The organism is Halorubrum sp. T3, assembly GCF_000296615.1.
Classification (GTDB): domain Archaea; phylum Halobacteriota; class Halobacteria; order Halobacteriales; family Haloferacaceae; genus Halorubrum; species Halorubrum ruber.
In genome coordinates this window covers 339,338-352,929 of the sequence record NZ_JH815329.1, presented here as the reverse complement: position 1 = coordinate 352,929, position 13,592 = coordinate 339,338, and the positions used below count along the sequence as shown (strand labels likewise).

Sequence of the window (13,592 nt, the reverse complement as noted above, 5' to 3'; positions counted from 1 at the left end):
TGGTGTGTATGCCGCACGTGACGCGTGCGGCGCTGCGGGCGTTCCTCGACGACCTCGACCGGATCCGGGGGTAGAGGATATTTAAATACGCGACCGCAGTGGCGAGTGACCCTTATAAATCAACCTGCTGGGCGGTGGCGCGTGCCTGCGAGCGGCCGGAGCGAAGCGGAGGCCGCGAGGAGCCCGCGCGAGGGAGTCGGTGGTCCGGAGCGAAGCGGAGGACCACCGACGAGGCTGGGGAGGCGTGAGGTGCTGTCGCGGTGCGGGGTGGGACTCGAAGGGGCAGCCGCGAGGGCGGCGCAGACGACGGAAGCACCGCAGCGAGTGAGCGGAGCGAACGAGCGAGGAGCGCACCGAGTGTGCGCCGCCCTCGCGGCTGGGGCTTCGGTAGCGGTCGCGTTGATCGTCGATTTAGAAGTAGCCACGTGCGGCCGAGCGGCTGGGGCTTCGGTGGCGGTCGCGTTGATCGTCGATTTAGAAGTAGCCACGTGCGGCCGAGCGGCTGGGGCTTCGGTGGCGGTCGTCGTTCAACAGTGATCTCGCGTTCGGATCAACATATTCACTACGGGTCACCACGAACCGGCCTGTATGAGTTCGGACGACGTCTCTCGGCGCGCATTCATGCGGACGGCCGGCGGTGCGGCGGCCGCCGCCGGCGCGGCGACGGCGACGGCGGGGACGGCGGCTGCACAGGAAGTGGAACCCGACTGGCCGAGCGCCGCCAACGGCAACGTCGGGTCGTACACCGACGCCCGCGGTCAGGACTCGGTGACCATCTCGGTCGGCGCCGGCGACCAGGGGCTCGCGTTCGACCCGACCCTCGTGTGGGTCGACGAGGGAACGACGATCACCTGGGAGTGGACAGGCGCCGGCGGCTCCCACAACGTCCAGACCGTCGACGGTGGCGGCCCGGCCAGCCTCGACAGCGGCGACCCCGTCGGCGAGGAGGGCGCCACCTACGAGTACGAGACGTCGAGCGAGGACGCCGGCATCACCCACTACCACTGCGTGCCCCACACCGCGGTTGGCATGCACGGCGGCCTCGCCGTCGGCGAGGACGTCGCCACCGTCGAGGTCGGCGGCGGCGGCGGCTCGGACGCGGTGTTCGTCCCGGACGCCGCCCGCGCGCTCGGCATCGCGACGTTCATGGCGATGGTGAGCACGCTGGGGCTGGCGTTCGTCTTCATGAAGTACGGCGGCACGATCACCCGGCAGGAGCAGACGTAGCGGACGACGGTTGCGCTCTTCTCGGGGTCGCCCTCGCCCGCAGCGGTCCCGTCACTCCCCGTCGACGAGCTCCTCGTACAGCGCGACGTAGCGGTCGATCACCGCCTCGCGGTCGAAGGAGGCGAACTCGCGGTCGACCGCGCGCCGTTCGAGGTCGCCGACCGCGACGAACTCGTCGGCTAACTCCGCCGGGCTCGTCACGAGGCGCCCGCGCTCGCGCCCCTCGACGAGTTCGTGTGCGCTCGAATCGGCCTGGTACTCGACGAGGGCGACGCAGCCGCACGCGACCGCCCACAGCAGGTCGGTCGCGAACGTCTCCCACGTCGCCGTCGCGACCGCGACGTGCGTTCCTTTAAATATCGGGATCCGCTCTTCGACCGACAGGTCGCCGAGGAACTCGACCCGGTCGTCGATCCGGAGGTCGCTCGCGGTCGCCTCGATCCGGCCGCGCTCGGGGCCGTCGCCGATCACCGCGGCGGTCCAGTCGCGGCCGCGGAGCTCGGCGAGCCCGAGCAGGAACGTCTCGACGTTGGCGTGGCGGTCGAGCCGCCGCGAGTACACCGCGTCGAACCGGTCGTCGACGTCCGCGGCCTCGACGGCGTCGAAGTCGATGCTCTCGGGGAGCACCCGCACGTCGGCGCCGTCGGCCCCGTGTTCGCGGACGCGCGTCTTGGTGGTCCGCGAGGGCGTCGTCACCGCGTCCGCGCGCCGCGCGAGCGGTCGGTACCAGCGGCGGGCGTCGGCGGGGTGGTCGCGCCACCAGTCGACGACGACCGGCGCCCGCGACAGCGACCCGGCCACCGTGGCGGCGAGCGCGGGCGTCGGCGGGCTGTTGACCGCGTGGACGACGTCGGGCCCGACGCGCCGGAGCGCGGCCGGGAGCTTCGCGGCGAACGCGACCGGCGCGGGCTCGACGGTGACCGCCCGGTACTCGACGCCGTCCTCGTCGAAGGCGTCGTGGTCGCCGCCCCACCACTGCGCGCAGAGCCAGACCACGTCGTGGCCGCGGTCGGCGAGCGCGCGGGCGGTCCGCAGGGTTCGCGTTCGCGCCGAGGTCTCCCCGTGTCCGGGGGCGAAGAGCGAGACGAACGCGACGCGCATACGCCGACCGGACGGGGGGCGCCGGTAAAAAGACACGGCATCCGGGTGGCCGAAACCGCGTCGGGGTTCCGTCACCCGAAACGGTTTCCCGACACGCGCGGAACCGAGTGGCATGCGACAGTACGACATCGAACGCTACCTCAACGTCCGGAACGCGGGCGGCGCCGACCTCGGTCCCGACGGCCGGCTGTCCTTCCTCCTCGACACGACAGGAACGGGCCAAGTGTGGTCGGTCCGCGAGCCGGAGTCGTGGCCCGAACAGCACACCTTCTTCGAGGAGTCCGTCTCCTTCGTCGACTCCTCGCCGGAGCGCTCAGAGGCCGTCTTCGGCATGGACGAGGGCGGCAACGAGCGCGCGCAGCTGTACCGGCTCGATTACGAGTCCGGCGCGATCACGGAGCTCACCGACATGCCCGAGGCGAAACACCGATGGGGCGGCTGGGACTCGACCGGCGACCGGTTCGCGTTCGCGTCGAACCGGCGCGACGAGGCCGTCTTCGACGTGTACGTTCAGGGCCGCGACGAGACGGGCGACGACGCCGAACTCGTGTACGAGGGCGACGGCTGGCTCTCCGTCGCCGGCTGGTCGCCGAGCGATGACCGGCTGATCGTCCACGAGGCGCACTCCTCGTTCGACCACGACGTGTACACCCTCGATCTGTCGACCGGCGACCTCACCCACCACACGCCCCACGAGGGCGACGTGCGCTACTCCGGCCCGGAGTGGGGCCCCGACGGCGAGGGGATCTACCTCGTCACCGACCGCGACACCGACACCCTTCGGTTAGAGCGGCTGGACCTGGAGACCGACGAGTTCGCGGTCGTCGCGGACGGCGGCGAGTGGAACGTCGACGGCGTCGCGATAGACGAGGAGTCCCGGCGACTGGTCTACTCCCGGAACGTCGACGGCTACACCGAGCTCACCGCCGGCGAACTCGTCGCGCCCGACCGGATCGACGAGTTCCCGGAACCGGACCTGCCGGACGGCGTCGCGGGCGGCGTGAGCTTCGGTCCCGACGGCGACCGGTTCGCGGTGACGGCGACGGGGAGCACGCACAACGCGAACGTCTACGTGGTCGACGCGACCACGGGCGATGCGGAGCGGTGGACCCGCGCCTCGACCGCGGGGGTTCCCCCGGACACGTTCGTCGAGCGCGAGCTGGTCCACTACCCCACCTTCGACGGCAGAGAGATCCCCGCGTTCTTCTCCGTGCCGGAGACGGAGCCGCCGGAGTCGGGCTACCCGGTCGTCGTCGACATCCACGGCGGCCCCGAGTCGCAGCGGCGGCCCTCCTTCGCCTCCGTCACGCAGTACCTCCTGAACAACGGGTACGCCGTCTTCGAGCCCAACGTCCGCGGCTCCTCCGGATACGGGAAGGCGTACTCCGGGCTCGACGACGTGGAGAACCGGATGGACTCGGTGAAAGACATTCGGGAGGGAGTCGGCTGGCTCCACGACCACCCCGAGGTCGACCCCGACCGCGTCGTCGCGATGGGCGGCTCCTACGGCGGCTTCATGGTGCTGGCGTCGCTAACGGAGTACCCCGAGCTGTGGGCCGCGGGCGTCGACATCGTCGGGATCGCGAACTTCGTCACGTTCCTCGAAAACACCGGGGACTGGCGGCGGTCGCTGCGCGAGGCCGAGTACGGCTCGCTCGACGCGGACCGCGAGTTCCTCGAGTCCGTCTCGCCGATCAACAACATCGAGCGGATCGAGACGCCGCTGTTCGTCCTCCACGGCGAGAACGACCCGCGGGTGCCCGTCGGCGAGGCCGAACAGATCGTCGAGGAGGCCCGCGAGCAGGGCGTCCCCGTCCGGAAGCTGATCTTCGACGACGAGGGGCACGGCTTCGCGAAGCTCGACAACCGGATCGAGGCGTACCGGGAGATCGTCGACTTCCTCGCGGAGCACGTCTGAGCCGGAGGGTCTCGGAGCGGGGGCGTCCGGACCGCGGTCTTGCCGGACGGCTCCGGGGTCGGGCGAAACGCCGTGAAACCCGTGCGCGGACCGTCGTGACTGTTATGTTTCCGGGCGAGGAAAGCGAGAAAAATGACCGGATCCGAGGCGTCCGCGCTGCTGCTCGATCAGGCGCAGGACAAGATCGCCCTGCTCGACGACGAGGGGCGGTTCACCTACGTCAACGCGGCGGCGGAGCGGATCCTCGGATTCGCGCCGGCGGAGCTCCTCGGCGACGTCGCCTTCGAGTACGTACACCCGGACGAGCGGGAGGCGGTCGAGCGGGCGTTCCGCCGCACGATCGACACGGACGACTTCACCGAGGAGTCGATCGAGTACCGCCACCGGGCCGCGGACGGATCGTGGGTCTGGCTGGAGAGCCGGATGTCGAACCTCACCGACGACGCGCTCGACGGCTACGTAGTCAGCTCCCGCGACGTCACCGACCGGGTCCGGGCCGAGCGGGAGCGCGCGGAGACCGCCTCGCACCTCAGGGAGATCGCCGCCGTCTCCAGCGACGTCCTCTGGATGTTCGACGCCGACTGGTCGGAGCTGCTCTTCGCGAACCCCGCGTACGAGGAGATCTACGGGACCTCGATCGACGAGGTCCGCGGCGACCCCGAGACGTTCCTCGACGCGATCCACCCGGACGACCGCCCGGCAGTCGAGGAGGCGATGGAGGCCCTCTCGGCGGGCTCGTCGGTGGACATGGAGTACCGGGTGAACGCCGACGAGAACTACAACCGGTGCGTCTGGGTCCAGGGAGAGCCGATCGTCGAGGACGGCGAAGTGGTCCGCATCACGGGGTTCACGAAGGACATCACGGACCGGCGGCGGCGCGAGCGCCAGCTCGTCGTGATGGACAACCTCCTGCGCCACAACCTCCGGAACAACCTCAACATCGTCCTCGGGAAGGTCGAGGAGCTAGAGGCGGAGATACCCGATTCGGCGGAGCACACGGCGGTGATCCGGCGGGTCGGCGAGAGCCTCCTCAGCACCGCACAGAAGGAGCGGGAGGTCATCGAGCTGATCACCGACGGGCGGGAGACCGACGCGATCGACCTCCGGAACGTGGTCGAGGAGGCGGTCGAGACCGTCCGCGAGCGGTACCCGGAGGGGTCGATCGCGGTCGAGGACCTCGACGCGGTGGCGGTGGAGGGGCGCTGCGAACTCCGCTCGGCGGTGATCGAACTCCTAGAGAACCCGTTCCAGCACAGCAACGAGGGGACGCCGACGGTGACGGTCAGCCTCCGCCGCACCGAGGCGGGCGCCGAGCTCGTGGTCGAGGACGACCTGCCCCCCATCCCGGCGGTCGAGGCCGACGTGCTCACCGGCGACCACGACATGAGCCAAGTGTATCACAGCAGCGGGCTCGGCTTCTGGCTCGTCTACTGGAGCGTGGAGCTGTCGAACGGGAGCGTGTCGGTCGACGTCGGCACGGCGGGCGGCGGGCATGATCGGGCCGGCGGCAAGCGCGGCAACCGGATCACGGTGTCGCTGCCGCTCGCGTCCGAGTGAGCGGCGCGTCAGGCGCTTACCAGTCGGGCCCGAAGTCGGGGTTGAGCTGGCGGTCGGTCCGGCCGAGGGAGTCGATCGCCGCGGCATCCTCGTCGTCGATGTCGAGGTCGACGCTCGCGAGGTTGTCGCGGATGTGGTCGATCCCGGTCGCCTTCGGGATGGCCGTGACGCCCTTCTCGCGGAGCCACGCGAGGCTGACCTGCGCGGCGCTGACGCCGTGCTTCTCCGCGATGTCGACGATGTCGGGGTCGTCGAGGATCTCGCCGCGCGCGAGCGGCGAGTAGGCGACGAGCTCGACGTCGTTGGCGTCGGCGTACTCGCGGAGCTCCTCCTGACGGAGCAGCGGGTGCATCTCGACCTGGTTCGCGAACGGCGCCTCGCCGAGCGCGTCCGTCGCGGCGTCGAGGTGGTGCGGCTCGAAGTTGGAGACGCCGATCCGGTCGATCAGGCCGTCGTCGCGCAGCTCGGCGAACGCCGGCAGCGTCTCCTCGGGCTCGTACTCCCCGGCCGGCCAGTGGACGTACATGAGGTCAACCGCGTCGACGCCGAGCTTGTCGAGGCTCTCGCGGGTCGACGAGGCCACGTCGGCGGGCGCGAGGTTGTCGATCCACACCTTCGACGCGAGGAAGATGTCCTCGCGGTCCACGTCGCTTTTCGCGATCCCCTCGCCGACGGCCGCCTCGTTGCCGTAGATCTGGGCGGTGTCGACGTGGCGGTAGCCGGCGTCGAGCGCGTTCGCGACCGACTCGGTACACTGCGCGGGGTCGTCGTTCTCCCACGTCCCAAGCCCGAGAACGGGCATTCCGTTGCGGGTCGGTATCGCGGGCTGCTGCTGTTGATCTGTCATCACCCTCGTCTACTCGCGTGAGCCGAAAATCGCTTGCGGTAGGGGCGGGCCGCTCAGTCGAACTCGTCGACGAGCACGAAGAGGTAGCCGACGACCGCGAGGTCGAGCGCGAGCGCGGCCGCGGGGGCGACGAGGCCGCCGCCGCCCCGGAGCGCGAAGAGGAGTTCGCCCGTCGATACCATGGCGCCGACGCCGAAGAACAGGAAGGTGAGCCCGAGCGCTCGGGGGCTGCGTCGGCGGAGGCCGAGCGCGGCCCAGCATTTCACGGCCCCGATCGCGGCGACCGGGACCCCGATCAGGAACAGCGGACTCGCGGCCAGCGCCAGTCCGCCGACGAGGTCAGTGAGGCCGCTGATCAGCGCGAGCGCGACGATCAGGGTGACGCCGAGCCGACGGTCGGTCTCGTCGTCGCTCTCGGCGTCGTCGGTCGAGGACGACCCCCGGTCGCGGCGCCGCTCGGCTTCGTGGAGGGACATACGTGGCGCCACGACCGGGACTGAAAAGTGCCTTCGGGTCGCGGCCGCGGGCGCTCAGTCGTCGGCCAGCAGCGCGCGCGAGGAGTTCGTCACCACGAGCAGGCTCGACGCGCCCATCGCGACGGCGGCGAACAGCGGGTTCAGGAGGCCGGTCGCCGCGAGCGGGATGGCGACCGCGTTGTAGCAGAACGCCCAGCCGATGTTGCCCCTCACGCGCCGGCCGGCCGCCCGGGCGAGCTCGAAGACGGTCGCCACGGAGCCGAGGTCGTCGTCGACGATAGCCACGTCGGCGGCGTCGGCCGCCATCGCGGTGCCGCCGCCGAGCGCGATCCCGAGGTCCGCCGCCGCGAGCGCCGGCGCGTCGTTAGTGCCGTCGCCGACCATCACGGTGACGCCGCGCTCCTTCAGCCGCCCGACTGCCTCGGCCTTCCCCTCCGGCGGCACGCCGGCGAACACCGACGACACCGCGTCGTGGTCGGCGAAGACGGTCGCGGCGCGCTCGTCGTCGCCGGTGAGGACGATCACCTCAACGCCAGACTCGTCGAGCGCCGTCACCGTCTCCTCCCACCCCTCGCGCAGCTCGTCGCCCACCACCACGAACCCCTCAGCCGCGCCGTCGCGGCCGACGGCGACCGGGACGCGGCCCACGTCGCGCGCGTCGGCGACCGCCTCGCGGATCTCGTCGGGGACGGTCCAGCCGCGCTCGTCGAACAGGTCCGGGTGGCCGACGACGACCTCGACGCCGTCGACGACGCCGGAGACGCCGCGGGCGTGGCTCTCGAAGGACTCGACGGCGGGAGCGTCGCCTCCCTCGCCGGTCTCGCCGTCGACCGGCTCCACCCCGCCGTCCGCGACCGCCGGCGTCGCGCCGTCCTCGCCGGCCTCGCCGAGAGCGGCGTCGGCCGCGCCCGCCGCGGAGCGCGCCGCGGCGATCGCCTGCCCGACCGGGTGCGCGGAGCGCGATTCGAGGGCGGCCGCGAGCCGGAGCAGGTCGTCGTCGAGCTCGCGGGCGACGAGCCGCATCTCGCCGGTGGTCAGCGTGCCGGTCTTGTCGAAGACGACCGTGTCGGCGTCGCGGATCCGCTCGAAGACGGTGTCGTCGAACACGACGATGTTGCGTTCGAGGGCGTCGCGGATCCCGGCGGCGACCGCGAGCGGCGTCGCCAAGCCGAGCGCGCACGGACACGAGACGATCAGCACCGTCAGTCCGACGAGCATCGCGTCCGTCGGCGCGCCGCCGAGCGCGAGGGACGCGCCCGCCGCGACGGCGGCGATGACGAGGACGGCCGGGACGAAGACGGTCGCGAGCCGGTCGGCGAGCTTCTGGACGCCGTGGTTCCCGCTCTGGAGGTCGTAGACGAGCTCTGCGACGCGGTCGAGGCTGGAGGTCGCGTCCGGACCGACGGCGACCGTGAGCGATCCGTCCGTCACGACGGAGCCGCCGACCACCGCGTCGCCGGCGACCTTCCGGACCGGGAGCGACTCGCCGGTAACGACCGACTCGTCGACCGCGGCGTCGCCGTCGACCGCCTCGCCGTCGACGGGGACCCGCTCGCCGGCGCGCACGAGGAGCCGGTCGCCGGGTTCGAGCGCCTCAACGGCGACCGACTTGGTGTCGCCGTCGGCGGTCAGCCGCCGCGCGTCGTCGACCTGGACCGCGGTGACCTCGGAGAGCAGCTCCGTCGCGCGGTCCTTCACGGAGTCCTCGTAGTGGTTCCCGACGGTGACGATGACGATGATCGCGACGGTCACGTCGTAGTAGACCGAGGGCGACTCGACGAAGATCACCGCGAGCGTGCTGTAGAGGTACGCGCTCACCGCCGCGATGGCGACGAGGAGGTCCATGTTCGGCGAGCGCGTCTTCGCGCTGACGTACGCGCCGCGTAGTATCGGCTTCCCGGTGAAGAAGAGGACGATGGTCGTGAGGACGGCGATGACGATGAAGAAGTACGTCCCGGAGGTCGAGGCCATCGCCTCGTTGAGGTAGTCGAGGGTCCGCTGGTTGTAGAAGGGGAACGCGAAGTACGTCGGGTAGATGAGCACGATGTACTGCAGCATGACGGCCATCCCGACGAGGACGCCGGCCGCGAGCCGCGCGGTCGCCATGTTGCTCGCCTGCCGCCGCGCGAAGGCGTCGTCGCGGGCGTAGGCGCTGTAGCCGAGGCCGCTCACCGTCTCCGTGAGGTCGTCGACGGTGACCGCGTCGGGGTCGCGGTCGATCCGCACCGTGTCGGTGACGTAGCTCGCGCTCGCGCCGCTGACGCCGTCGGCGTCGGTCGCCACCGTTTCGATGAACGCCTCGCAGGTCGCGCAGTGCATCCCGTCGACCTCCAGGTACGTCGCCTCGTGGCCGTCGGGGACGTCGCGGTCGCCGTCGGCGGACCCCTCGCCGTCCTCCGCGGCACCGTCCCGCTCCCGCCGCCGTTCGCGGACCGCGTCGGCGTCCACGTCGACGTCGCCGAGGGCGCCATACACGTCCCGGCAGCCGGTACAGCAGAACCGGTTGCCCGCCTCGTCGGTGACGTCGACGCCCTCGGTCGAGAGTTCACAGAGCGTGCAGGCGGCGGGGTCGCCGTTCTTGCCTTCGCCCGGAGACGGAGGCCCCTCGCTCATCTCACATACCCCCCATCATTCCGGCGTCGAGCGGGTTCCAGAACGGGAGCCGCGGGTGCGGCACGTGGATCCCGACCGACATCAGCCCGTGGGCGAACAGCACGTAGCCGAGCGCGACGAACGCGACGCCGAGTAGCCGGTGTATCCGGCGGCGGTGGACGGGGTCGACGCTCTCGATGAGGGTGCCGTACGCGAAGACGGCCGGGATCGTCCCGAGCCCGAGCGCGCCGAGCGCGACGCCGCCCGCGACCGCCGAGCCGCTCGCGAACGCGTACAGATACGCAGGGTAGAGGATCGGACAGGGGAGCAGCCCGTGGACCGCGCCGAGCGCGACGATGCCCGGGCCGTTCGCGAGCCGGTCGACGTGTCCGGTGAGCCACCCCGTGACGCGTTCGAGCCCGGGGAGGTGGACCCCGCCGGTCGCGCCGCCGAGGAGGTAGCGGACGCCGACGAGGATCACGGCTGCGCCGACGAGGAGCCCGACTCCACCGCGGACCGCCGTCGCGGCGCCGGTCAGGGTCGCGGTGGTGACGAGGACCGCACCGCCGAGCGCGCCGAGGAGGGTTCCGATCGTCGCGTAGCTCGCCGCGCGCCCGAGGTTGAACAGCGCGTGCTGGCGGACCTCGTAGGTTGTCAGGTGCCCTTCGCGGCCGGAGGTCCCGCTCGCGGTGCGCGCGGCGCCCGCCTCGCCGCCGTCGGTCCGCCCGGCGTCGGCGTCCATCCGGCTCGCGTACACCGTGACGAGCGGGCCGCACATGCCGATACAGTGGGCGCCGCCGAGCAACCCGATCGCGAGGAACAGCAGGACGTCGGTTCCGAGGAGCGCGGAGAGGGTCACGCGAGTCGGTCACCTCCCGTTCGGCGCGCGGAGGGGAGCGGGGCTCTGGTCACGCGCGACTCACTCCTCCACGACGACCGTCCCGTACATCCCGCCCTCGCGGTGAGGGATACAGACGTACTCGTAGGCGCCGGGGACGGTGAAGGTGTGCTCGAACCGGTCGCCGTTCTCCAGTCGCCCGCCGAAGTCTGACTGCCACGCCGCCTCGGCGGTCGCGTAGTCGTCGAAGCCGCCGGAGGCGAAGAACTCGGCGTCGTCCGGGATGCCGCCCGCGGTCGCGGTGACCGTGTGCGAGCGCGCGCTCGTGTTCTCCCAGACGACGGTGTCGCCGACCGAGACCGTGATCTCGCGGGGCTGGTACGCGGTCGCGAGCATGCCGACGTCGTAGTCCGGTTCGCCGCCGACGCCCGCGCAGCCGGCGAGGGCGACCCCGGCCGCCGCGCTCCCGACGGCACCCGTCCGCCGGAGGAACCGTCTGCGATACATACCCCATCTGGGAGCCTGAACGGTTTTAATATCGCGGTCGACCCCGCCGCGCGGGAACGGGTTCACCCGCCGACGAGGTCCTCGAAGACGCGGCGCTGCGCCGCCGCGAGGTGTTCCGAGAAGGTCGCGCGGGCGATGCCGATCGCGTCGGCCACCTCGGTCGCGCTCGCCCCGCGCGGGTGCTCGAAGTAGCCGAGCCGGTGGGCGGTCCGGACCACCTCCCGCTGGCGCTCCGTGAGCCGCCCGCGGTCGACGACGACCGGGTCCGAGCGGGTGTCGGCCCCGCCGGAGCTGGTGAGCCGTTCGAGCCGCACCGAGCCGCCCGTCGCCTCCAGCGCGTCGATCACGTCGCCCAGCGGGTCGGCCGCGGGCAGGGAGAGCCCGAGCCGAACGCGGTCGGGCGCCGTCCGGACCGTGACCGACGAGACGGGGTAACCGAGCGACTCGACGGCGTCGGACGGGAACTGGTCCGGGGCCCGACTCCGGCAGCGGTAGACGAACTCGTCGCCCCCGTCGAAGACGAGTTCGGCGTCGACGGCGCGGTCGGCGCGGAACTGCGACACGGCGGCGCCGTCGACGCGGACGCGGTCGACGTCCTCCGCGACCGCCCCGGGCGGCAGCGCCTCCGCCACGGGCGCGGGCGTCGGATCGCGGACCACGACCTCGACGCGGACGCCGGCGTCGCCGGAGCCGCCCGGACCGGTGGACCGCCCGGCGTCCCGCGCCGCGTCCGAGCCGCTCCGCGCCGCGTCCGAGGTGCCACCGCCGTCGGAGCCCGAGGGGCCGGCCGACTCCGGGCGTTCGGCGCGGCTGGAGTCGGACGACCGCGACCGCTGTCCCATGTGTCGATTTCGTGGTCGAAGCCGGAAAAAAAGGAACCCGAACGAGTACGCCTCGCGGCGGACCGGCGGCCCGCTTCATAAAGCCCCGTCGAGAGTTGGCAACGACTCACAGGGCGCGAGTCCCTACCGTACCCATGAGCGACGAGTCGCTCCGCGGGGAGTCGGTAGGGGTAGTGGGCGGCGGCGTCGGCGGGCTCTCGGCGGCGGCCTACCTCGCGGCCGCCGGTGCGGAGGTGACGGTGTACGAGCGGGCCGAGCGCGTCGGGGGCGTCGCCGGGCGGCTGGAGCTCGACGGGTTCCGGTTCGACACCGGCCCGTCGTGGTACCTGCTCCCGGACCTCTTCGAACGGTTCTTCGACGACTTCGGCCGGTCGCCGGAGGATTTCTACGAGTTGGAGCGGCTCGACCCGCACTACCGCGTGTTCTGGGACGACGGCGACAGCGCCGACGTCCCCGCCGACCCCGCGGCCGCCGCCGACCTGTTCGAGTCGTACGAGGACGGGGCGGGAGCGGCGTTCCGCGAGTACCTCGACGACGCGGAGCGGGCGTACGACGCCGGCATGGAGCGGTTCGTGCTCCCCGGGCGGTCGCGCTTCCGCGACTACCTCTCGCTGGACGTCCTCGCCGGGGGGCGGGAGCTGGACCTCTTGTCCAGCCTCGACGAGACGGTGCGGTCGTACGTCGACCACCCGAAGCTCAGGCAGCTGTTAGAGTACACGCTCGTGTTCCTCGGCGGGTCGCCGCACAACACGCCGGCGCTGTACCAGCTGATGAGCCACGTCGATTACGGGCTCGGCGTCTACTACCCGCTGGGCGGGATGTACGAGGTGATCGAGGCCGTCGAGACGGTCGCCCGCGACGCCGGCGCCGACGTTCACACCGGCGTCGAGGTGACGGGGCTGGAGCCGATCGACGGCGGCGTCGAGGCCGAGCTCGGCGGCGACCGCTACGTTCACGACCGGGTGGTCTGTAACGCGCCGCCGGCCCACGTCGAGCGCGAGCTGCTCCCCGAGGGGACGGTGCCGCGGCTCGGCGACTACTGGGACCGGCGGACGTACGGCCCCTCGGCGCACCTGCTGTACCTCGGCGTCAAGGGGGAGCTGCCGGAGTTAGAACACCACACGCTCGCGCTGCCGACGGACTGGGACCCGCACTTCGCGGCCATCTTCGACGACCCCGCGTGGCCGACCGGGGAGACGGAGCCGGTCGTGTACGTGAACGTCCCGTCGCGGACGGACCCGTCGGTCGCGCCCGACGGCCACGAGGCGGTCGTGACGCTCGTGCCGCTCGCGCCGGGGCTCGACGACACGCCGGAGCGGCGGGCGGCGCTCAGGGAACGTGTCCTCGACGCGGTGGCCTCGCGGGCCGGCGTCGACCTCCGCGACCGGATCGTCGCCGAGGAGTCGGCGTGCGTCTCCGAGTTCGCGGAGCGATTCGACCAGCCCGGCGGGAGCGCGCTCGGGCTCGCCCACACGATGCGACAGACCGGGCCGCTGCGCCCCGGGCCGCGCGTTCGGGGGACCGACCGGCTCTACTACGTCGGCGGGAGCGCGAACCCCGGGATCGGCGTGCCGATGTGCCTGCTCGGAGGCGAGCACTGCGCGGCCGCGGTCGAGGCGGACGCGGCCGGTGGAGGCCCCTTCGACCGGCTGCCGCTGGTGGGTCAGTGAGTGGCGCCGGGAAGAGC

Annotated in this window: 11 protein-coding genes; 4 read left to right on the top strand and 7 right to left on the bottom strand. The window is 72.0% G+C overall.

The window, feature by feature from the left end:
• Positions 1-588 precede the first annotated feature (588 nt).
• On the top strand, positions 589-1,227 hold the full coding sequence (locus tag B378_RS0103945) for a halocyanin domain-containing protein (RefSeq protein WP_017342523.1): 639 nt from the start codon (positions 589-591) through the stop codon (positions 1,225-1,227).
• Between the two features lie 51 nt (positions 1,228-1,278).
• Here the strand turns inward: B378_RS0103945 and B378_RS0103940 are convergent, their stop codons facing one another.
• The gene (locus tag B378_RS0103940) at positions 1,279-2,328 is read right to left on the bottom strand and encodes a glycosyltransferase (RefSeq protein ID WP_017342522.1); all 1,050 of its coding nucleotides are present in this window, start codon (positions 2,326-2,328) and stop codon (positions 1,279-1,281) included.
• Positions 2,329-2,440: 112 nt separating this feature from the next.
• On the opposite strand from B378_RS0103940, the gene B378_RS0103935 reads away from it, so the two are divergent.
• Together B378_RS0103935 and B378_RS0103930 are read left to right on the top strand one after the other, a co-directional pair.
• A complete protein-coding gene (locus B378_RS0103935; RefSeq protein ID WP_017342521.1) occupies positions 2,441-4,246 on the top strand; it encodes a S9 family peptidase in 1,806 nt (601 codons plus the stop codon).
• A 132-nt stretch (positions 4,247-4,378) separates the two neighbouring features.
• Positions 4,379-5,803 (top strand): PAS domain-containing sensor histidine kinase, encoded by a 1,425-nt coding sequence (locus B378_RS0103930; protein WP_017342520.1) that lies wholly within the window; start codon positions 4,379-4,381, stop codon positions 5,801-5,803.
• A gap of 16 nt (positions 5,804-5,819) precedes the next feature.
• Here the strand turns inward: B378_RS0103930 and B378_RS0103925 are convergent, their stop codons facing one another.
• The 6 genes from B378_RS0103925 to B378_RS0103900 all read right to left on the bottom strand — a co-directional run bounded on the left by B378_RS0103925 (position 5,820) and on the right by B378_RS0103900 (position 11,905).
• Positions 5,820-6,605 carry an aldo/keto reductase gene (locus B378_RS0103925; RefSeq protein WP_026046169.1) on the bottom strand — a complete coding sequence of 262 codons (786 nt, stop codon included), beginning with the start codon at positions 6,603-6,605 and terminating at the stop codon, positions 5,820-5,822.
• A gap of 98 nt (positions 6,606-6,703) precedes the next feature.
• A complete protein-coding gene (locus B378_RS0103920; RefSeq protein WP_017342518.1) occupies positions 6,704-7,126 on the bottom strand; it encodes a hypothetical protein in 423 nt (140 codons plus the stop codon).
• Between the two features lie 54 nt (positions 7,127-7,180).
• The gene (locus B378_RS0103915) at positions 7,181-9,739 is read right to left on the bottom strand and encodes a cation-translocating P-type ATPase (RefSeq protein ID WP_017342517.1); all 2,559 of its coding nucleotides are present in this window, start codon (positions 9,737-9,739) and stop codon (positions 7,181-7,183) included.
• Position 9,740: 1 nt separating this feature from the next.
• Entirely contained in the window at positions 9,741-10,577 is an 837-nt protein-coding gene (locus B378_RS0103910; protein ID WP_017342516.1) for a sulfite exporter TauE/SafE family protein, read from the bottom strand.
• Between the two features lie 60 nt (positions 10,578-10,637).
• The gene (locus B378_RS0103905) at positions 10,638-11,063 is read right to left on the bottom strand and encodes a plastocyanin/azurin family copper-binding protein (protein ID WP_017342515.1); all 426 of its coding nucleotides are present in this window, start codon (positions 11,061-11,063) and stop codon (positions 10,638-10,640) included.
• 62 nt (positions 11,064-11,125) lie between these two features.
• Positions 11,126-11,905, bottom strand: coding sequence for a helix-turn-helix domain-containing protein (locus tag B378_RS0103900; RefSeq protein WP_017342514.1), 780 nt, complete (start codon positions 11,903-11,905; stop codon positions 11,126-11,128).
• A gap of 134 nt (positions 11,906-12,039) precedes the next feature.
• On the opposite strand from B378_RS0103900, the gene B378_RS0103895 reads away from it, so the two are divergent.
• Entirely contained in the window at positions 12,040-13,575 is a 1,536-nt protein-coding gene (locus B378_RS0103895; protein WP_017342513.1) for an NAD(P)/FAD-dependent oxidoreductase, read from the top strand.
• Positions 13,576-13,592: the final 17 nt, after the last annotated feature.